20 protein-coding genes are annotated in these 18,434 nt (G+C 65.0%); 12 read left to right on the top strand and 8 right to left on the bottom strand.

The annotated features are described in order from the left end of the window. Positions 1-135 precede the first annotated feature (135 nt). Positions 136-2,229, bottom strand: coding sequence for a TonB-dependent hemoglobin/transferrin/lactoferrin family receptor (locus tag ACPW75_RS01885; RefSeq protein WP_049047707.1), 2,094 nt, complete (start codon positions 2,227-2,229; stop codon positions 136-138). 188 nt (positions 2,230-2,417) lie between these two features. Here ACPW75_RS01885 and ACPW75_RS01880 point away from each other — a divergent pair, with 188 nt between their 5' ends. Genes ACPW75_RS01880 through ACPW75_RS01870 form a run of 3 tightly spaced genes read left to right on the top strand, consistent with a single transcriptional unit; the run spans position 2,418 to position 4,442 of the window. Then, positions 2,418-3,386 (top strand): ChaN family lipoprotein, encoded by a 969-nt coding sequence (locus ACPW75_RS01880; protein ID WP_077095357.1) that lies wholly within the window; start codon positions 2,418-2,420, stop codon positions 3,384-3,386. A 60-nt stretch (positions 3,387-3,446) separates the two neighbouring features. Then, on the top strand, positions 3,447-3,998 hold the full coding sequence (locus tag ACPW75_RS01875; RefSeq protein ID WP_077095358.1) for a cysteine hydrolase family protein: 552 nt from the start codon (positions 3,447-3,449) through the stop codon (positions 3,996-3,998). 39 nt (positions 3,999-4,037) lie between these two features. Next, entirely contained in the window at positions 4,038-4,442 is a 405-nt protein-coding gene (locus tag ACPW75_RS01870) for a lipoprotein (protein ID WP_010634919.1), read from the top strand. 69 nt (positions 4,443-4,511) lie between these two features. On the opposite strand, the gene hutZ is transcribed toward ACPW75_RS01870, so the two are convergent. Both hutZ and hutX read right to left on the bottom strand, forming a co-directional pair. After that, positions 4,512-5,069: a heme utilization protein HutZ gene (gene hutZ / locus ACPW75_RS01865; protein WP_010634920.1), complete on the bottom strand. Its 558-nt coding sequence runs from the start codon at positions 5,067-5,069 to the stop codon at positions 4,512-4,514. Beyond that, positions 5,066-5,578 carry a heme utilization cystosolic carrier protein HutX gene (gene hutX, locus ACPW75_RS01860; protein WP_011704903.1) on the bottom strand — a complete coding sequence of 171 codons (513 nt, stop codon included), beginning with the start codon at positions 5,576-5,578 and terminating at the stop codon, positions 5,066-5,068. The genes hutZ and hutX overlap by 4 nt, the downstream gene beginning before the upstream one ends. A 168-nt stretch (positions 5,579-5,746) precedes the next feature. Between hutX and ACPW75_RS01855 the strand changes: the two genes are divergently transcribed. From ACPW75_RS01855 to ACPW75_RS01845, 3 genes are read left to right on the top strand one after another with little or no spacing between them, the layout of a single operon-like run. Then, the gene (locus ACPW75_RS01855) at positions 5,747-6,586 is read left to right on the top strand and encodes a heme/hemin ABC transporter substrate-binding protein (RefSeq protein ID WP_077095428.1); all 840 of its coding nucleotides are present in this window, start codon (positions 5,747-5,749) and stop codon (positions 6,584-6,586) included. Then, entirely contained in the window at positions 6,583-7,614 is a 1,032-nt protein-coding gene (locus tag ACPW75_RS01850; RefSeq protein WP_017410332.1) for a FecCD family ABC transporter permease, read from the top strand. Before ACPW75_RS01855 ends, ACPW75_RS01850 begins: the two co-directional genes overlap by 4 nt. Before the next feature lie 14 nt (positions 7,615-7,628). Next, positions 7,629-8,417, top strand: a complete 789-nt coding sequence (locus tag ACPW75_RS01845; protein WP_077095427.1) for a heme ABC transporter ATP-binding protein — start codon at positions 7,629-7,631, stop codon at positions 8,415-8,417. 112 nt (positions 8,418-8,529) lie between these two features. Here the strand turns inward: ACPW75_RS01845 and ACPW75_RS01840 are convergent, their stop codons facing one another. Next, the gene (locus ACPW75_RS01840) at positions 8,530-9,156 is read right to left on the bottom strand and encodes a YitT family protein (protein ID WP_043159627.1); all 627 of its coding nucleotides are present in this window, start codon (positions 9,154-9,156) and stop codon (positions 8,530-8,532) included. A gap of 313 nt (positions 9,157-9,469) precedes the next feature. On the opposite strand from ACPW75_RS01840, the gene ACPW75_RS01835 reads away from it, so the two are divergent. Then, complete coding sequence (locus tag ACPW75_RS01835) at positions 9,470-10,483, top strand: NAD-dependent epimerase (RefSeq protein WP_077095426.1); 1,014 nt, start codon at positions 9,470-9,472, stop codon at positions 10,481-10,483. Positions 10,484-10,488: 5 nt separating this feature from the next. Here the strand turns inward: ACPW75_RS01835 and ACPW75_RS01830 are convergent, their stop codons facing one another. From ACPW75_RS01830 to xapA, 4 genes are all read right to left on the bottom strand, one after another. After that, complete coding sequence (locus ACPW75_RS01830; protein ID WP_077095425.1) at positions 10,489-11,400, bottom strand: DMT family transporter; 912 nt, start codon at positions 11,398-11,400, stop codon at positions 10,489-10,491. Between the two features lie 56 nt (positions 11,401-11,456). Beyond that, positions 11,457-12,260 (bottom strand): deoxyribose-phosphate aldolase, encoded by an 804-nt coding sequence (gene deoC, locus ACPW75_RS01825; RefSeq protein ID WP_077095424.1) that lies wholly within the window; start codon positions 12,258-12,260, stop codon positions 11,457-11,459. A 62-nt stretch (positions 12,261-12,322) separates the two neighbouring features. After that, entirely contained in the window at positions 12,323-13,582 is a 1,260-nt protein-coding gene (locus tag ACPW75_RS01820; RefSeq protein WP_077095423.1) for a NupC/NupG family nucleoside CNT transporter, read from the bottom strand. 25 nt (positions 13,583-13,607) lie between these two features. After that, positions 13,608-14,435 carry a xanthosine phosphorylase gene (xapA, locus tag ACPW75_RS01815; RefSeq protein ID WP_065475942.1) on the bottom strand — a complete coding sequence of 276 codons (828 nt, stop codon included), beginning with the start codon at positions 14,433-14,435 and terminating at the stop codon, positions 13,608-13,610. Between the two features lie 330 nt (positions 14,436-14,765). Here xapA and ACPW75_RS01810 point away from each other — a divergent pair, with 330 nt between their 5' ends. From ACPW75_RS01810 to ACPW75_RS01790, 5 genes are all read left to right on the top strand, one after another. After that, positions 14,766-15,704 carry a LysR family transcriptional regulator gene (locus tag ACPW75_RS01810; RefSeq protein WP_077095422.1) on the top strand — a complete coding sequence of 313 codons (939 nt, stop codon included), beginning with the start codon at positions 14,766-14,768 and terminating at the stop codon, positions 15,702-15,704. A gap of 155 nt (positions 15,705-15,859) precedes the next feature. Then, positions 15,860-16,048 carry a hypothetical protein gene (locus tag ACPW75_RS01805; RefSeq protein WP_077095421.1) on the top strand — a complete coding sequence of 63 codons (189 nt, stop codon included), beginning with the start codon at positions 15,860-15,862 and terminating at the stop codon, positions 16,046-16,048. Positions 16,049-16,099: 51 nt separating this feature from the next. Then, a complete protein-coding gene (locus ACPW75_RS01800) occupies positions 16,100-16,405 on the top strand; it encodes a hypothetical protein (RefSeq protein ID WP_425904408.1) in 306 nt (101 codons plus the stop codon). A 184-nt stretch (positions 16,406-16,589) separates the two neighbouring features. After that, the gene (locus ACPW75_RS01795; protein WP_029303826.1) at positions 16,590-17,444 is read left to right on the top strand and encodes a lytic transglycosylase domain-containing protein; all 855 of its coding nucleotides are present in this window, start codon (positions 16,590-16,592) and stop codon (positions 17,442-17,444) included. A 108-nt stretch (positions 17,445-17,552) separates the two neighbouring features. After that, positions 17,553-18,389 (top strand): 5'-methylthioadenosine nucleosidase, encoded by an 837-nt coding sequence (locus ACPW75_RS01790; RefSeq protein ID WP_179101317.1) that lies wholly within the window; start codon positions 17,553-17,555, stop codon positions 18,387-18,389. Positions 18,390-18,434: the final 45 nt, after the last annotated feature.

Here is an 18,434-nt window from a genome sequence, read left to right as displayed (position 1 = left end):
CCTCCTGGTTAGTGTTGCAATCCTTCCACCCGCCTTCGGCGGGTTTCTTTTTGGCCGCCTTTTTGTCCGCCATCGGGGGCCCGGTCCCCGCCATGAAAAAGGGGCCCGCAGGCCCCTTGTCGTGGTGTGCATTCATCAGAACACGTACTTGACCCGTGCACTCAGGTTGCGACCCGGCTCGGTCTGGCGGCTGGTGCTGGCACTGGCGCTCTGACCGGTGATGCTCTCGTAGTTGACGTACTCCTTGTCGAACAAGTTGAAGACGCCCACGTTGAACTGCAGATCCTGCACCGGCTTGAACTGGGCATAGATGTCCACCACGCCCCAGCCCGCGCTCTTGATGTTGTCGTTGCCCTTGGCATCCTTGCCCACCTTGCTCATGTCGTCGGCAAAGCGCAGGGCGGTGTTGATGTTCCAGTTGGGCTGCTCCAGTCGAACACCCAGGGTCCCCTTGAGCGGGCTCAGGCTGTTGATGTAGTTGCCGTCGCCATCCTTGCCCTCGATGTAGGAGAGGTTGCCCCAGACGTTGACCAGATCGTTCAGCCAGTAGTCCGCCTTGGCCTCGGCCCCCTTGGTGGTCGCCTTGTCCAGGTTCTGATACTGATACAGCGCGGTGCGGCCCTCGGTGCCAACCCCGGCCAGTTCGATGAAGTCTTCGAACTTGTTGTAGAAGGTGGCCACTTCATAGCTGAAGCCGCCGGCACTGCCGCGCACACCCAGATCGATGCCGTCGCTGCTCTCGGGCTTGAGGTTCGGGTTGGGCTCGATGCGATAGCCGTATGCCTGGTGGTTCAGGGTGGAGAACGCGTTGTCATACATGGGGGTCTTGTAGCCGTGGCTGTACTGGGCGAACAGGTTGGCCGCCTCGTGCGCCTTGAACACCAGCCCCAGCTTGGGCGAGAACTCCCCTTCGGAGAAGCGCTTGAGGTTCTCGCCGGTGTAGGCGGGATCCTGATCCGGGTTCATCCGGTAGTAGTCGTAGCGGGCACCCGGCGTCAGCACCCAGCGCTCGCCGAATTTCAGCTCGTCGAACGCCCACAAGGCGCCGTGCTCGGTGGTGGTGGAGGGGAAGCTCAGCTCGTTGTAGCCGACGAAATCCCCCGGCACGGTCGGCGCCTTGAAGCGGGTCCGCTCGTTGTCGGTGTGCTCATACTCCAGGCCCCAGGCCAGCCGCTGGCTCGCCAGCGCCTTGCTGAACTTCAGCTGGGCACCCAGGCTCTTCTGCTCGAAACCGTTGTTGTCCAGCGAGTTCTTAGTCACATAGGGGTTGGTCGGCCGCACCGGATATTTGGAAGAGGCGTACTGATCCATGGTCTGCTTGGTGCGGGCGTAGTAGAGCTTGCTGTCGATGCGATCGACCCAGGGCGCGTTCAGGGCGATGCCGTGATCCAGCACCAGCGACAGGTTGTCGGTCTCCTTGTCGGTGATCGGCTGGTTGAAGACCGAGCCCGCCTTGGTGAGGTCGACGGCATCGGGGTCCTGTCCCTCGTTGAAGTAGTCGACGGTCAGCTTGAGGAACTGGGCATCGCTCAGGTTCCACTGGCTCTTGAACAGCACGGCCTGGCTGACGATGTCGAACTCGTTCTTGTCGCCGTCGTAGTTCTGGGTCACCCCGCCGTCACGCCAGGTGTAGCGCAGCAGGTTCTCGAACGCGCCGGCGCGCAGGGCCCCGGTGACGCCGGCCATCTTCTGGTGGCTGCTGGAGGCATAACCGGTGGTGGCATCCAGGTAGCTGTCGCGACCCTTGAGGAAATCAGCCGCATCCTTGGTGGTGATGGCGATGACGCCGCCCAGTGCATCGGAGCCGTAGGCCGCCGAGGCGGGTCCCTTGACCACCTCGACCTGCTTGATCATGTCGGTGTCGAAATAGCTCTGGCCCACGCCGCCGTTCTTGTAGGCATCGTTCTGGCGCACGCCGTCACGCACTATCTTGACCCGGTTCTCGCCCATGCCGCGAATGACGAAGGTCTGGGCATCGCCGGCACCGCCGAGGGCGGTGACGCCCGGCTCGTAACGGAACAGGTCGGCGACGTTGCTCACCACCTGCTCTTCAATCTGTTCGGCGGTGATGACCGAGATGGGGCCGGAGACATCCTCCAGTTTCTGCTCCATCCGAGAGCCACTGACCACCATGACTTCATCTGCTTTCTTGTCCGCCGCAAAAACCGGGGAAGCGAGGCCAGCCGCCACGGCAAGGGCGACCAGCGATAGGGTGTTGTTATGGGCCACTGCAAATCCTTATTGAGAACTGTTATCAAACAGCTGGCATCTTACCCACCTCTCAACAAAGATCAATAATAAACGGAATCATTCTCATTTTCTTTTGTCATAATTCGGTTCTACACTATGCCCCTCTGTTTTCCCGCCCGCCATGCTGCCATTGTATGGTGCAGGCACCTCATCGCTGCGAGACATCCATGACCCGACTACTGCCCCTGTTCACCCTGCCCCTGCTGCTGGCCGCCTGTGCCACGACGGCCCCCGTCAACGATGCCGGCACCCTCTATCACTATCAGCTCAAGGCTACCCAGGGGGAGGCGCTGACCCTCGAGCAGGCCCTGGCCCGGGTGGTGGATGCCGACATAGTGCTGGTGGGCGAGCTGCACACCCACCCGGCGGTGCACCTGCTACAGGCCAGAATGCTGGCGGGCCTGGCCGCAGACGGTCGCCCTCTGGTGCTCTCCATGGAGCAGTTCAGCCGCGCCGATCAGCCGGTGCTGGATGCCTACCTGGCCGGTCGCATCGGCGAGGCGGCGCTCATTCGTGACGGCAACGCCTGGCCCAACTACCAGAGCGACTATCGCCCGCTGGTGGAGTTCGCCAAGGCGCACCACCTGCCGGTCATCGCCGCCAATGCGCCCAAACCGCTGGTGAGCTGTGTCGGCCAGGAGGGGCCGGCCTGGCTGGATCAGCTGCCCGCCAGCCGTCGCAGCCAGCTGGCCCGCACCCTCACCCTCGGCGATGACCCCTATCGCCAGAAGTTCATGGCCTCGCTCCATCATGGCGATGCCGACAGCAACGCCCGCCGCTTTGCCGCCCAGACCAGCTGGGACGACACCATGGCCGAGAGCATGGTGGATTACCTGCGCAGCCACCCGGGCCAACGCATCATGCACATCGCCGGCAACTTCCACGTAGAGGGCGGGCTGGGGCTCGCCAGCCGTATCGCCAGCCGCAACCCGGATCTCAAGGTGGCGCTGGTCGTGCCGGAGCTGACGGCGCCGCAAGCGGGTGACGGTCAAGCTGCGGCTGGCCGGGTTGCCGACGTGCGGGTCGGCATCGCCCCCCTGCCGGAACGCTGGCTAAATGCCGATGAAATGAAGCAAGATATGGGCGCACTGCATCAATCCCGCAGTCGTGACTGCAGCCAGTGGCTGCAACCCTGACCTTGCGTCTGAGGAGCCCAGTGGCTGCCACCCTGACAAACATTTGCCCAAGGATTTCATATGGATGTGTTACTGGTCATCGACATGCAACAGGGGCTGTTCACCCAGCCTCGCCATCAGGACAGCCAGGTCATCGCCAATATCAATCGATTGGCCGAGCGCGTGCGGGCAGAACAGGGTCGTGTCATCTATGTGCAGCACGATGCCCCCGGTTCCGAAGTGGATCCCGCCAGTCCGGGCTGGCAGCTGCACGCCGATCTCGCCCCACAGGGGCATGACAGCCGGGTACGCAAGACCGCCTGCGACAGCTTCCTCGACACCGAGCTCGGTTTCCTGCTGGCGGAACAGGCGGTGGACAGGCTGCTCATCTGCGGCTGTGCCACCGACTTTTGCGTTGACACCACCTTGCGCAGCGCCGCCGCTCGCGGCTTCGAGGTGGTGGCGGTGACCGACGCCCATACCACGGCGGACAGGCCCCACCTGAGCGCGGAGCAGATCATCGAACACCACCACTGGATGTGGCGTCACCTCAGCCTGCCAAAAGGCAGAAGCGTGACCCTGCTCACGACGGATGCGCTGCTCGGCGCCACCCAACCCGAGCCGGCATGTTAATCTGCCCGCTCTGAAGCGATCACCCGATTGGAGTCTTGTGTGCGTCTACTCTCTGCCGTTGCTTTCACGCTGCTGTTACCGGCAATCACCGCCTGCTCCGGCCTGCCGGGGCGCCAGCCGGATGGCCCGGCCCCCCTGTTCAGGACCCACATCAATGAGGAGGGGAGCAAGCGCTTCACCTTCGAAGCCGCCCCGCTCGATACCCTGCCCACCCGCCTGCAGGACGATGACGGCAGCCGCCTGAGTCGCAGCAAGAGCCTGCTGGAGCGGCGTGAAGCGCTGCAGGATGCCCAGCTCACCCAGGCGCTGGCCGAGCGCAAGTACTGCCGCGAAGGCTACATAGTGCTCAGCCAGACCTCCTGGAAGATCCGGGGTGAGTGCAATGAGACCGCCACCCGGGCCGACCGCGACGCCTTCCCCAACAAGGCCTCCTGGCAGGACTGAGCAGCGCCGGCCATAAAAAAACGGGCAGCCCCAGGGCTGCCCGTTTTGTCATGTTGGTGATCGCGTGGATCAGACCGGCGCATCGGCCGGGCTGGTCAGCTCGGCGCCGTTGTCGACGCGCTTGTGCCCTTCCACCAGGTGGACGAAATCCACCAGCTCGTCGCCGGAGACCCGGAACGCCTGGCCGAAGCCCTTGACGAACAACCCCTGCTCGGGCTTGAGGCGAAACAGCACGAAGTCCTTGAGGTTGGAGAGCCCCTTGACTATCTCGCCGAAGCGCCCTTCCAGCGCAGCAATGGCCTTCTCCCAGCGCACGTCGTCGCGGGCCACCACTTCGGCCACCGCATCGAAGGTCAGGCGCTTGCGGGCAAACAGTTCGCGGGCCCCGTTCTCGTCCTCGATCAGCATCAGCGACACCTTGGGCACCTGTTGCAGGTTGCGGGCGTGGCGGGCGATCTCGGAGATGAGCACATAGTAGCCATCCTCCTGCAGCACGAAGGGGGCATAGCTGGCATTGGGGTTGCCTTCACTGTCCACCGTCGCCAGCTGCAGGGTGCGGCAACCGTCGCGGAACTCGCGGATCTCCGGTTGCAGGCGGTTCTGCAGACGCTCCTGACGTTCACTCATGCTTTGACTTCCTCTTGATACTGGTGGCGCAGGGCCATGAAGCGTTCCACCTGGGCCGGCAGCAGCTGACGCTGCTCGTCACGCCCCAGATAGACCTTGAAAATGCAGCGACCGCTGTGGCCGAAAAACTGGAAGGAGTGCCCCTCCTTGCCCATGAACAGCTTGCTGACCAGGGCGATGCCGACCACGTTGTCGAGCTTGAGGTGGCCGTGCATCTCGCCGTCGCGCCCCATCAGGTTGTAGTAGCCGCGGGCGCTTTTGCCACGGGGGAAGGGGGCCTTCACCTCAAAAATGGAGCCGTCGGACTCGACGATGGTGGTCACCTGGCCCCAGTCGGCCAGATCCGCCAGCAGGGCTTCGGCCTGTTCGGCGGGCACCAGGGTGACCAGCTCGGCCGGCAAGTGGCGTACCACCTCCCATTCGCTGACGGCCAGCTCGGCGGCGATGGTGGATGGGTGAGCGCTGGGATCTTGTTCCAGCAGCCCATGAATGCGTTGTGCAATGCTCATCGGTTCTCCCTTGGGGTGCCTGCGGCATCCCTGTTCTGTCATGGCGGATACTGTAATGAAGGCCCCAAACCAATGCAATTGATAATCGCTTTCATTCTCAGTGCATTTTTTTCGACGGCTTGATATTCTCGGCGGCAACCCAACTTCATTCACCCTTCGGAGGTTAGCATGGGCCGTCGTTTTGCCCTCGCACTCAGCCTGCTCGGCTGCTCAGCCCTGTCCCTGCCCGTTCTGGCGCAGGAACGTATCGTCAGCATAGGCCCGGCCACCACGGAACTCATTCTGGCACTGGGCGGTGAGCAGAGCCTCATCGCCACCGACATCAGCAGCCCAGAGCCGAAAAACCTGCCACGGGTCGGCTATCACCGCGCCCTTGCCGCCGAAGGGATCCTGAGCCTGGCGCCGACCCGGCTGGTCGGCAGCGACGAGATGGGGCCACCGCCCGCCCTGGAGCAGTTGCGCCGGGCCGGGGTCGAGGTGGACGTGCTGCCCACCGCCCCCACCCTCGCCAACCTCAACCAGCGCATCGATACCCTGGCCGCCCTGCTCAAGGATCCGGCCGCCGGCTCCCGCCTGAAGGCCGAGATCCAGACCCAGAGCGAGCAGCTGGCCGCCCAGGCGAAGCAGAACGAACCGCTCAAGGTGGTCTTCCTGCTGCTGCACAAGGGCCAGCCCACCAGCATCGCCGGCGGCAACACCACCGCCAGCGCCCTGCTCACCCTGGCCGGCGGCGTCAACCCGGTGGCCCAGCTGAGCGACTACAAGCCCGTCTCCACCGAATCCCTGATCGAGCTGCAGCCCGATCTGGTGCTGGTGAGCGGCCGCGACTGGCAGCAGTATCAGGATCCCGAAACCGTGCTGAGCCAGGTGCCCGCCCTTTCCGCCACCCCGGCCGGCAAGAACAGGGCCATCCACGCCATCGACGGTCACGCCCTGCAAGGGGGGCTCAGCCTTACCTCGCTGCAGCAGGCCAGCCAGATCGCCAAGTGGATCAAGCTGGGTTCATGATGCGTCTGCCACTGCCCTGGCTGCTGTGCCTCACCGGCGGCGCACTGGCGCTGCTGCTGGTCGGATCCTTGGCGACCGGCCCCATGGCCCTCTCTTTTGGCGAGAGCCTGCGCGCCCTGTTCGCCGGCCAAGGGAGCGGGATTGAGGCCCACAAGCTGCTGATCGTGCAGGAGATCCGCCTGCCGCGTACCCTGCTTTGCATCGCGGTGGGGGGGATTCTCGGCCTCTGCGGCGCCGTAATGCAGGGGCTGTTTCGCAACCCCCTGGCCGACCCCGGCATCATCGGGGTCTCCGGCGGGGCGGCGCTCGGTGCGGCGCTGGCCATCGTGCTGCTGGCCCCCCTCGGTCAGCAGTGGCAGAGCCTGCTCGGCATCGGCCTGCTGCCCCTGCTCGCCTTTCTCGGCGGAGCCCTGACCACCACCCTGGTCTATCTGCTCGGCACCCGGGAGGGGGGCACCTCGGTCACCGTCATGCTGCTGGCCGGGGTGGCCGTCACCGCGCTGTCCGGTGCCGTGATCGGCCTGCTCACCTATCTCGCCGACGATCAGATGCTGCGCAACCTGAGCCTGTGGCAGATGGGATCGCTGGCGGCGGGCAAGCCGGTGGACGTGGCGCTGGCGCTGCTGACCCTGGTAGCCCTGCTCATTCTGTTCTTGCGCGATGCCAACCCCCTCAACGCCCTGCTGCTGGGTGAAGGGGAGGCCCGCCACCTCGGCATCCAGGTGCAGTCCCTCAAGCGGCGGCTGATCCTGCTCACCGCAGCCGGGGTCGGCGTGGCGGTGGCAGTGGCCGGCATGATCGGTTTCGTCGGCCTGGTGGTGCCTCACCTGGTGCGGCTGCTGGCCGGCCCCAACCATGTCCGGCTGCTGCCGCTCTCCGCCCTGCTCGGGGCCGCCCTGCTGCTGGGCGCCGACATGCTGGCCCGCACCCTGCTGGCGCCGGCCGAGATGCCGGTCGGCATCATCACCGCCCTGCTGGGCGCCCCCTTCTTCATCTGGCTGCTGGTCAAGAGCCGCCGGACGCTTTAACCGGAGGACTCCTCTTGTCTGCTTCATCGACCCTGCTGCACTGTCGCCAGCTCAGCCTCAGCCGGGGCGGCCGCCCCATACTGGACAGGCTCGACCTCAGCATGCAGGCGGGCAGCCTCACCGCCCTGCTCGGCCCCAACGGCGCCGGCAAGAGCTCGCTGCTCAAATGCCTCACCGGCGAGCTGGAACATCAGGGGGAGATCCGCCTGTTTGGCAGGGAGCGGCAGGAGTGGGCCGGCACCGAGCTGGCCCATCGGGTCGGGGTGCTGCCGCAGAGCTCGTCCCTGAACTTCCCCTTCCTGTGCGAGGAGGTGGTGGCCATGGGCCGGCTGCCCCACAGCGAACCGGCCAGCCGGCGCGACCAGATAGTCCGGGCCGCCATGACCCATGCCGGGGTCGATCACCTGGCAGGCCGCCTCTATCCCGGCCTCTCCGGCGGGGAGCGCCAGCGGGTGCAGTTCGCCCGGGTGCTGGCCCAGATCTGGCAGGCACCGGACGAACCGCAGCAAGCGCGGCTGCTGCTGCTCGACGAACCCACCTCGGCGCTCGATCTCAAGTACCAGCACCAGCTGCTCACCATGGCGCGCGCCCTCGCCGCCCGCCATACCGCCGTGCTGGTGGTGCTGCACGATCTCAATCTGGCGGCCCGTTACGCCGACCGGCTGGTGATGCTGGAACAGGGCAGAGTGATGGCAGACGGTACCCCGCGCGAGGTGCTGACGCCTGATCTCATCGACCGGCTCTACGACTACCCGGCCCAGGTGATCCTCCACCCCGAAAGCGGACTGCCCATGGTGGTGTGATTCGGTGATGGCCGTGCGGCAGATAGCAACAGAGCGCCATCAGGCGCTCTGTTTGTTTGCAAGGCGGGCAGGCTTATCACCCACCAAGAAGCCTCATATGATTCCTTTCTCGTCAAGCGATCTGATAACGGCCCGGCTTGTGGTTGAGTGTCAACACCAGGTTACAGATGATGGCCGCCACCACCGAGAGCGCCAGGATCCAGGGCTGCACCACGAAGCAGGAGGCGATGACGATAGTGCAATCCAGCCCCATTTGCAGCTTGCCGGCGCGGATGCCGAACCGATCCTGAATAAACAGCGCCAGGATGTTGAAGCCGCCCAGGCTCGATTTGTGGCGGAACATGATGAGCAGCCCCATGCCGATCAGGGTACCGCCGATCAGCGCCGCGTAGACCGGCTCAATCTTGCCGATTTGCAGCACGGCGTTGAGGTGATCCGTCATGAAGGAGACCGCCGCCACCGAGACGAAGGTGTTGAGGGTGAAGCGCGGCCCCATCCTGAACCAGGCCAGGGCATAGAAGGGCAGGTTCATGCCGAAGAACAGCAGGCCGAAGCTCAGCCCCGTCACCTGCTGCAGCAGCAGCGCCAGCCCGGCGGTGCCGCCGGTGAGCAGACCGACCTGATGAAACAGAAAGATGCCGAGGGAGACGAAGCCGGCCGCGGTCAGCAGGGCGATGACGTCTTCATAGAGGGGGTGCGCAGTCCGAACGGAGTGCGCCGAGCCAGGGGTGTTGTCCATAACCGGTATCCAATAGCGAAGTGAAAGAGTGTCTGTTGCCCGTCTGGCGGGCGCGAGCCCTGTCCGCAGGGCTTCGTTATGGGGTTCAGTCTATTTTTTGCGACCATGATCACAATAGTCGCCGCCCACGCCCCGTTTTGGTGCCTGTCATTCTCCATTGACAGCCGCTGCACCAAGATGCAGCATGCCGCGCCTGAACCGCGCCGACGCAGGCGGTTTGCCATGGCACAGACGCGCCGGCTCTGCTACAAAGCGCGCAACCCCCTTTTCCCATCACCGTCAGGAGCCCCATGATCTGCACAGGACCCCAATCATGAAGTATCTGGTCACCGGCGCCGCCGGCTTTATCGGTTTTCACGTGGCCAGACGGCTGTGCGAGGCGGGCCATCAGGTGGTGGGGCTGGACAACCTCAACGACTACTACGAGGTGAGCCTCAAGGAGGCCCGCCTGGCGATGCTGACCCCCTTCCCCCATTTTCGCTTCGTGCAAGGCGAGCTGGCGGACCAGGCCGGCATGGCCACCCTGTTTGCCGAGGGGCGGTTCGAGCGGGTGATCCACCTGGGCGCCCAGGCGGGAGTGCGCCACTCGCTGGAAAACCCGTTTGCCTACAGCGAGAGCAACCTCACCGGCATGCTGACGGTGCTGGAGGGGTGCCGCCAGCACGGCATCCGGCATCTGATCTACGCCTCCTCCAGCTCGGTCTACGGCATGGGCGAGCAGCTGCCGTTCAGTGCCGATCAGCAGGTGGACCACCCGGTCTCCCTCTATGCCGCCACCAAGAAGAGCGGCGAGCTGATGGCCCACGCCTACTCGGCGCTCTACGGCCTGCCCACCACGGGGCTGCGCTTTTTCACCGTCTACGGCCCCTGGGGCCGGCCCGACATGGCCATCGCCAAGTTCACCCGCGCCATCCTGGCGGGCGAGCCCATCGACGTCTACAACCAGGGCGATCTCAGCCGCGACTTCACCTTCATCGACGACATCGTCGAGGGGATCCTGGCCGTCGCCGAGCTGCCGCCCCGCCCCAACCCTCACTGGCACGCCGGCGAGCAGAGTCCGGCCGAGAGCGCCGCGCCTTACCGCATCCTCAACATCGGCCATGGCCAGCCGGTGCGGCTGCTCGACTTCATCGAGGCGCTGGAACAGGCGCTGGACAAGCCCGCCATCAAGCGGATGCTGCCGATGCAGGCGGGCGACATGCACGCCACCTGGGCTGACAGCGAGCCCCTCCACACCCTCACCGGCCTGCGCCCCGCCACCTCCATCAAGGAAGGGGTCGCCGCGTTCGTGCGCTGGTATCTCGACTACTACCAGCCCGCCCGCTGACCCATTCAGGCACGGCGTGCCTGCCGAGCGGGCACCAGCACCATGACCGCCATGGTCAGCAGCACGCCGAGCACGCCCCAGCCCACCTGCCGCCAGATCACCTCCTCCCCGCTCAGCATGCCGGTCAACAGCACCAGTACCGGGATCAGGTAGGTGTAGGCCGAGACCTGCTCCGGCTGCAGCACCACGCTCCCCTGCTGGAACAAAAAGAAGCTGAGCGCCGTGGCAAACAGCGCCAGATAGGCAAGGCCGAGCCAGAGCGGCAGCGACACCTGCTGCCAGTCGGTTGTCAGCAGCCGCGGCGCCGCCACCAGGGTGAGCAGCAGGGTAGCGCAGATCAGGGTCCAGCAGGTGAGGTGGGCAAACGACTCGCCCCGGTAGTAGCGCTTCACCAGTATGGGGTTGAGCGCCATCCCCACGCAGCCGAACAGATAGATGCGGTTGCTGGGGGTGAGGCTCAGGCTCGCCAGCTGGCTCAGCTCACCGCGAAAGATGATGAGAGCGGCCGCCACCATGCCCCCCAGCAGGGCGAACGCCATCGACCAGCCGATGCGGCGCTGCAGCACAAGCATGCTGGCCAGCGCGCTGATGAGGGGCACCGTGGTGTAGAGTGCGCTGGCATCGAGGGCGCTGGTCTCCTGCAGCGCCACGAACATGGCGACGAAGTAGCAGAGGGCAGGCAGCGAGATGAGGGTATAACGCCCCAGATCCCGCAGCGAAGGCAGCACCAGACGGCGCTGGCAAGCCAGCAGAATCACGAAGGTGAGCGCCGCCAGCAGGTAGCGCGCCCAGGTGACCACCAGCGGGTCCAGCACCGCGGTGAGGGCACTGCCGATGGGGAAGGAGAGGCTGATGAGCAGGGTGAACAGCAGCACCTTGCCGTGGGCCTGCACAAAATGAAAACGGGGATGGGACATGGCATGCACCTGTGCAAAGGGGCGCCCCGCCGGGCGCCGCACTGGATGGGAATGATTCAATAACTGCCGTCGGCAGCAACCGGCTTCTTGCCCTCGATAGTGGCCAGCAACTGGCCAAGCAGGCTGGAGGCGCCAAAGCGAAAGCGCTCGGCAACCAGCCACTCATCGCCAAAGAGTGCGGCCGCCATGGCCAGATACTCCCCCGCCTCCTGCGCGCTTTTCACCCCGCCTGCCGCCTTGAAGCCCACCCGGTGCTGCGCACCGCACTCGGCGATGGCCGCCAGCATGGTGCGGCACGCCGCTGGGGTGGCATTGACCGGCACCTTGCCGGTGGAGGTCTTGATGAAGTCGGCCCCCTCCTCGATGGCAAGCAGGGAGGCGGCGCGGATAAGCGCGGGCTCCTGCAGCTCGCCGGATTCGATGATCACCTTGAGCAGCCGCGTCCCACACAACGCCTTGCAGCCGCGCACCAGCGCCCGGGCGGGTGCCTCGTCCCCCGCCTTGAGCGCACGCCAGGGGATCACCAGATCGATCTCGTCGGCACCATCGAGAAGGGCTGCGCGGGTCTCGGCCAGCACGCTGGTCAGCTCATCGTCTCCATGGGGGAAGTTGACCACGGTGGCGACCTTGATTTCGGGGGTGCCCTGCGCCGCCAGGGTGAGCCTGGCCAGCCCCACGAAGCGCGGATAGATGCAGACCGCGGCCGTGTTGCCGACCGGGGTCTGCGCCTGGTGACAGAGGGCGATGATGCGCGCGTCGTGGTCATCGTCGTTGAGGCTGGTGAGATCCATCAGGCGGATGGCCCGGCTGGCGGCCTCGGTGGCAGCGCAGGCTGGTGAAAAAGCAGTATCTGGAATCATGGAAGGCTCCTGTCAGGATAAGAAAGGGGCGCCGCAGCGCCCCGGAACAAGGGATGGGACGCTCAGGCCAGGGAGAAGAAGATCCCGGCGATGGCGGCGCTCATCAGGTTGGAACAGGTGGCAGCCAGCACGGTACGCAGGCCGTAGCGGGCGATGAAGTCGGTGCGGGAAGGGCAGAGGGTGCCCAGGCCACCGATCAGGATCCCCATGGAGGCCAGGTTGGCAAAGCCGCACAGGGCGAAGCTGATGATCACCTTGGACTTCTCCTCCAGCACCTGCAGACCGGCGGCGGTCACAGTGCTGGCGTCTCTCAGGTAGGGGGAGAGGTCGCTGTAGGCCACGAACTCGTTCACCACCAGCTTCTTGCCGATCATGGCGCCGGCGATGCCGATGTCCGCCAGCGGCACCCCGAGCAGGAAGGCGAGCGGCGAGAAGATCCAGCCCAGGATGAGCTCGAGGGAGAGCGGCATGCCCACCATCTCCCCCACCCCGCCCAGCAGGGTGTTGACCAGGGTCACCAGCCCGATCATGGCGATCAGCATGGCGCCGATGGCCGCCGCCAGCTTGAGGCCGCTGCTGGCCCCCTCGCCTGCCGCCGCCAGCACGTTCTCCGGCTTCTTGCCGTCAAACTGGATGCTGTTGTCGAACACATAGTCCGGCTGGCTGGTTTCGGGGATGATCAGCTTGGCGAACAGGAGCCCGCCCGGTGCCGCCATGAAGGAGGCGGCCAGCAGGTACTGCATGTCCACACCCATCATGGCGTAGCCCGCCAGCACGGTGCCGGAGACCGAAGCCATGCCGCCGCACATGACGGCGAAGAACTCCGAATCGCTCATCTTGGGCATGTAGGGCTTGACCACCAGCGGCGCCTCGCTCTGACCGACGAAGACGTTGGCCACTGCCGACATGGACTCGGTCTGGGAGGTGCCGAGCAGCCGCGCCATGGCGCCGCCGATGAAGCGGATCACCAGCTGCATGATGCCGAGGTAGTAGAGCACGGCGATCAGCGCCGAGAAGAACACCACCAGCGGCAGCACGTTGAGGGCAAACACGAAGCCGATGCCGTCCACCGAGAAGTTGACCAGGTTGCCAAACAGGAAGTGGATGCCCGCCTTGCCGCTCGCCAGCACGGCGTCGACCCCGTGGGCCATTCCCTCCAGCGCCCGGCGCCCCAGCGGTACATAGAGCACCAGGGCACCGATGGCGACCTGCAAGGCCAAGGCCAGCCCCACGGTGCGCAGGCGAATGGCCCTGCGGTTGGTCGATGCGAGCACGGCGATGAGGATCAGCGCCGCCATACCGAGAAATCCTGCTGCAAACATAACTGACCTCCTGGTCGTTCCCTGCTTACTGGAAGTGGTGCTTGATAAAGGCGTTGATGAGGCGGATGAAATCCGTTTCCGCCAGCTTGGCGCACTTGAGGGTCTGCTCATGGGAGAGCTGCACGTCGCCAAGCCCCTCCGCCATGTTGGTGATGGCGCAGATGGCCAGCACCGGCAGCGCGCAGTGGGCGGCGCTGACCACTTCTGGCACCACCGACATCCCCACCACGTCGCCACCGATGATCTGCATCATGCGGATCTCGGCGGCGGTCTCGAAACAGGGGCCGCTGTAGGAGACGAACACCCCCTGATTGACGGCGATCCCCTCCCGCTCGGCCAGCGCCAGCGCCTCGCTGCGCAACCCCTTGTCATAGGCATTGGCCAGGCTGAAGAAGCGCGGGCCGTAGGCCTCGTCATTGGCGCCCGTCATGGGGGTACCCGGCATGGTATTGATGTGATCGTTGAAGATGACCAGGGAGCCGACCCCGATCCGCTCCGGGCGCAGCGAGCCGGCCGCATTGGTCACCAGCAGCAGCTCGCAGCCCAGCCGCTTGAAGGTGCGCACCGGGGTGGTCATCACCTTCATGGTTTCGTGTTCGTAGTAGTGGCCGCGCCCCTTCATGCAGACCACGTCCACCCCGTGCAGCTTGCCGAGCACCAGCTCGCCGCTGTGGCCAGCCACCGTGCTGACCGGGAAGCCGTCCAGCTCCTCGTAGGGGATGGTGACCTTCTCCTCCAGCGCATCGGCCAGCACGCCGAGGCCGGAGCCCAGGATCATGGCGGCGCGGGGGGCAAAACCCGGCTTGCGGGCGAGAATGGTGGCGACGGCGTTGAGTACCGGATCTTGTTGCATGAGCTGCACCTCTTGAGGCTGTAAATGGGACATGGCGCTCACTCTAGGGGAGGTATTGGGCGATAAAAATCGCTAAAATCGGCCTGACTATCCTGATTTTCAGCACAATTTCCCGCCGGGAAATGGCTGAAAACCACAGGAAGCGGCATGAATGGCGCTGATTGGCCCCGTTTTTCCGCCGACCAGCCCCGGCACGGTCAAATCGGGCCGGCAAAGGTGTGAGCCGGATCGACCATCCGCCGCGCAGCGGCCCTGCTGCCGCCCGCACCGGTCGCGCAAACTTTGACGGGGATCGCACCCGGCCCTCAATCAGCCACCGAAGGAGGTCGCTTGGCCCTCGACAGTCACTGGCGCGATCGCGTCACCCTCAAGATGCTGCGCTACTTCCATGCGGTGGCCAGCCAGGGACACTTCAGCCGGGCCGCCCTGCAGCTCAATGTTTCCAAGTCACCGCTCAGCGCCCAGATCAAGGAACTCGAGTCCCTGCTGGGGCTGGCGCTGTTCGAGCGCCACACCCGCCAGGTGAGCCTCACCGCCACCGGCCGGCTGCTGCAGGCCGAGTGCGCCCTGCTGTTCGACGTGCTGGAAAGCGGCCTTAACCGGGTGGTGCAGGCGGGGCGCATGGAGCGCAACCAGATCCGCATCGGGCTGGTCAGCTCCATCTTCTGGGCCGGCTTTGGCGAGGTGATCCGCCAGTGTCACCAGCGCCACCCCGAGTTCGAGATCACCTTCACCGAGCTCTCCCCCGAACGGCAGAAACAGGCGCTTTCGCGCAAGGAGATAGACCTCGGCCTCGCCCGCTTCGCCGACACCGTCAACATCCATCCGCTGCTGGCCGAAACCATCTATCGCGAGTCCATGGTGCTGGTGGTGTCGGACGAGCATCCGCTGCGGGATCGCAAGCGGGTCTCCCTGCCCGAGCTGGCGGGTGAGCCGTTCGTGCTGATGAGCCGCGCCAACTCCTCTTCTACCGACCTCATCATCAACGCCTGTCTGGTGGAGGGCTTCTACCCCCATCTCAACCAGGAGGTGGTCGAACCCAACACCCTGATGGCGGTGGTGGCCACCAGCCTGCAGGTGGCACTGGTGCCGGCCAGCTACGCCCGCCAGAAGTGGCCCCACGTGCGCTTCATCCGGCTCGAGCAGGCGATCCCCGCCGATCTCTGCGTGCTTTACGCCCCGCCCGGCGATGGCCAGCCGGCCGCGGTGGCGATCCGCCACTTCATCGACACCATGAGCGCGCAGATGAACCGGCCGACCGCGGATTGATGAGTTAATCGGATGGTGCTTCGCCGCCTCCCCCCTTAGGATGGGGATGTGAAGCGGATGGCGGTTTGCCGGGCACCGGCTGGGGTATACTGGCCACACTTGGTGCCACACGGGCACGCATCCGCGCCCTCACCATGATGAGAAGGAGTCACCTCATGATCCGTATTCTGCTGTTGCTGGGCGCCGCCCTGTCTGCCTACGGACTGCAACAGAGCCACACCCTGGCGCCGCTGCTGAGCCTGCTCGGCCTGCTCTCGCTCTGGGTGGCGAGTGAAATCCGCCTGATGTATCGCCAGCTGTCCGCCGCCGAGCCGGACGAGCAGCCCTATCACCTCGACGTCTGAGGGGCCAGCAAGGCCCTTCTCTTCTCTCCTTGTTCATGCCTGGTCAATTCCATGAAACCGACTCGTACCCTCTGCTCTCTGCTGTTGCTGCTTGGCTGCCTGCACGGCGCCCCGTTGCTGGCCCGCACGCCCTGTCCGGCCGGCGATGACTGCCCACCGGCGGACAATGGCCAGTGGCTCCCGGAACCGGGCAGCGATGGCAGCGCCGGTGCCGACGACATGGATGGTGCTGATGGTATTGATGGCGCTGACGGTATCGATGGTGCCGATGGTGCCGATGGTGGCGATGGTGGCGATGGTGGCGATGGTGGCGATGGTGGCGATGGTGGCGATGGTGGCCAGGGGCAGCTTATCTAGCAACACCTTTGCTGGCGGCGACCCTTATGAGCCGTCGCCAACCCCTGCCGTATCAGCCTCGGTCATTGGTTCCATACCGTTTTGATCTCTGGATACCCGGATCCATAACAACAGGATCCACTGGATTAATGGCAGAACAGGCCATGTTCCCCTATATCTTCTGTACCCCAACAGGAGAGAATCCATGTCGAGTTCCAGCGAAAACAGGCTGTTTTTGCTGCTTTTTTTATCGCTGTTGCTGGCCGGCACCGGGCAGGCAGCGGCGCAAAGCAGGGATTTCAGACAGGCACCCAAGGCGCTCAGCGCACTGAAGAAAGGTCAGCAGGCACAGAGTCAGGGCAACCTGACCCAGGCCATCCACTTCTACTGCGCCGCCGCCACCACGGGTAATCCGGAAGGGTATTTTCGCATCGGCCGCCTGCTCGCCACCGGCCCGGGCTCGGTTCGCAACCCCCGCATGGCCAACGCCTACCTGGCCATGGCGATCCGCCTTGGCAACCAGCAGGCCGCCCGCTACTACAACAGCCGGGTCGGCAATGCCGTGATGGGGGATCAGTGCGGCAGCGGCGTCGGTGGATCCGGCGGCTACTTCGCCGCCATTCCCACCACCCCCTTCAATCTGGAGGCCTATCTGGCCCGCCAGTCGCCCGCCAAGCAGAAGCTGGCCACCATGCTGCGCCACGCCGCCAAGCGCCACCGCATCGACGAACGGCTGGTGCTGGCCATCGCCATCGCCGAATCCAACCTCGACAGCCGCGCCGTCTCCCCCAAGAATGCCCAGGGGCTGATGCAGCTCATCCCCGAGACCCAGCAGCGCTTTGGGGTGACCCGCCCCTTCGATCCGGAGCAGAACATCAAGGGCGGCGTGGCCTATCTCAAGTGGCTGCACACCCACTTCGACGGCAACTGGACCCTGATGTCGGCGGCCTACAACGCTGGCGAAAAATCGGTGGAGCAGTATGGCGGCATCCCCCCCTATCAGGAGACCCAGCAATATGTGCGGCGGGTGCTCTACTTCGCCGGCCACAAGCAGCCCTGAGCCAGGCTCACTGGCGGCCCGCTATTGACAAAAACCATACCCGTATTTGCGCAATCGTTTGCCTTTCGGTAGGATCCGGCGCTTTCTCGCACGTTCTACAGGTAATCCATGAATTTCATCAAACGCTGCTCGCGCCTGCTCACCCTGTTTGCCCTCTTCTCCTCCACCGTCGTGGCGGCCAAGCCGGCTCCCGCCCCCATCCTGATCCAGGGGGCGATGGATGTCGAAGTCGAGACCCTGGTGGCCGCCCTCAAGGACAAGCAGGAGCTGACCGTGGGCGCCTGGACCTACTGGCAGGGCACTCTCTCGGGTTATCCGGTGGTCGTCTCCCGCACCGAGGTGGGACTGGCCAATGCCGCCGCGGCCACCACCCTCGCCATGGAGCGCTTCCAGCCACGCCTCGTCATCAATCAGGGCACGGCGGGCGGCCACGATCCAGCGCTGCGCCGGGGTGACATCGTCATCGGCACCAAGAGCTTCAACATGGGGGCCTACCGCAGTGACCTGACGCCCGCCGAACAGGGTGTCGACCCGAGCAAATGGCACAACTTCGAGGTCACCATGCGCCTGCGCGACAACGGCAAGCTGGTGGAGCACTCTTCCTTTGCTGGCGATCCCGAGCTGGTCGGCCGCGCCCTCGGCATGGCCGACCGTTATCGTCACGGTCGGGTGGTCCCCGGCATCATAGGCACCGCCGACGAGTGGAACCGCCAAGTGGCCCGCATCAACTGGCTGCATCAGACCTACAACACGGCAGCAGAAGAGATGGAGACCTCCTCCGCCGCCCTGGTGGCAGAGGCCTACAAGGTGCCCTTCGTGGGTATCCGGGTGCTCTCCAACACCGATCTGCACGGCGAGGAGTTCGATCCGCAGACCGCCATCCACTGCCAGCAGTTCGTCATCGATTACGCAAAAGCGCTCATCAACGGCTTCAACAAAGCCTGATGAGCCTGAGAGGCCGCCACTATGGCGGCTTCTTTGCTTTGTAAT

Origin of the sequence: Aeromonas sp. FL131, assembly GCF_049860615.1 — a bacterium.
Classification (GTDB): domain Bacteria; phylum Pseudomonadota; class Gammaproteobacteria; order Enterobacterales; family Aeromonadaceae; genus Aeromonas; species Aeromonas hydrophila.
This window is presented reverse-complemented; position numbering and strand designations above follow the sequence as displayed.

Bases quoted from the DNA above. Each gene is read 5' to 3' on its own strand.
- ACPW75_RS01880 (WP_077095357.1), top strand. From the start codon at position 2,418: ATGACCCGACTACTGCCCCTGTTCACCCTGCCCCTGCTGCTGGCCGCC.
- ACPW75_RS01875 (WP_077095358.1), top strand. From the start codon at position 3,447: ATGGATGTGTTACTGGTCATCGACATGCAACAGGGGCTGTTCACCCAG.
- hutZ (WP_010634920.1), bottom strand. From the start codon at position 5,069: ATGAGTGAACGTCAGGAGCGTCTGCAGAACCGCCTGCAACCGGAGATC.
- hutX (WP_011704903.1), bottom strand. From the start codon at position 5,578: ATGAGCATTGCACAACGCATTCATGGGCTGCTGGAACAAGATCCCAGC.
- ACPW75_RS01855 (WP_077095428.1), top strand. From the start codon at position 5,747: ATGGGCCGTCGTTTTGCCCTCGCACTCAGCCTGCTCGGCTGCTCAGCC.
- ACPW75_RS01850 (WP_017410332.1), top strand. From the start codon at position 6,583: ATGATGCGTCTGCCACTGCCCTGGCTGCTGTGCCTCACCGGCGGCGCA.
- ACPW75_RS01840 (WP_043159627.1), bottom strand. From the start codon at position 9,156: ATGGACAACACCCCTGGCTCGGCGCACTCCGTTCGGACTGCGCACCCC.
- ACPW75_RS01835 (WP_077095426.1), top strand. From the start codon at position 9,470: ATGAAGTATCTGGTCACCGGCGCCGCCGGCTTTATCGGTTTTCACGTG.
- ACPW75_RS01830 (WP_077095425.1), bottom strand. From the start codon at position 11,400: ATGTCCCATCCCCGTTTTCATTTTGTGCAGGCCCACGGCAAGGTGCTG.
- deoC (WP_077095424.1), bottom strand. From the start codon at position 12,260: ATGATTCCAGATACTGCTTTTTCACCAGCCTGCGCTGCCACCGAGGCC.
- ACPW75_RS01820 (WP_077095423.1), bottom strand. From the start codon at position 13,582: ATGTTTGCAGCAGGATTTCTCGGTATGGCGGCGCTGATCCTCATCGCC.
- xapA (WP_065475942.1), bottom strand. From the start codon at position 14,435: ATGCAACAAGATCCGGTACTCAACGCCGTCGCCACCATTCTCGCCCGC.
- ACPW75_RS01805 (WP_077095421.1), top strand. From the start codon at position 15,860: ATGATCCGTATTCTGCTGTTGCTGGGCGCCGCCCTGTCTGCCTACGGA.
- ACPW75_RS01800 (WP_425904408.1), top strand. From the start codon at position 16,100: ATGAAACCGACTCGTACCCTCTGCTCTCTGCTGTTGCTGCTTGGCTGC.
- ACPW75_RS01795 (WP_029303826.1), top strand. From the start codon at position 16,590: ATGTCGAGTTCCAGCGAAAACAGGCTGTTTTTGCTGCTTTTTTTATCG.
- ACPW75_RS01790 (WP_179101317.1), top strand. From the start codon at position 17,553: ATGAATTTCATCAAACGCTGCTCGCGCCTGCTCACCCTGTTTGCCCTC.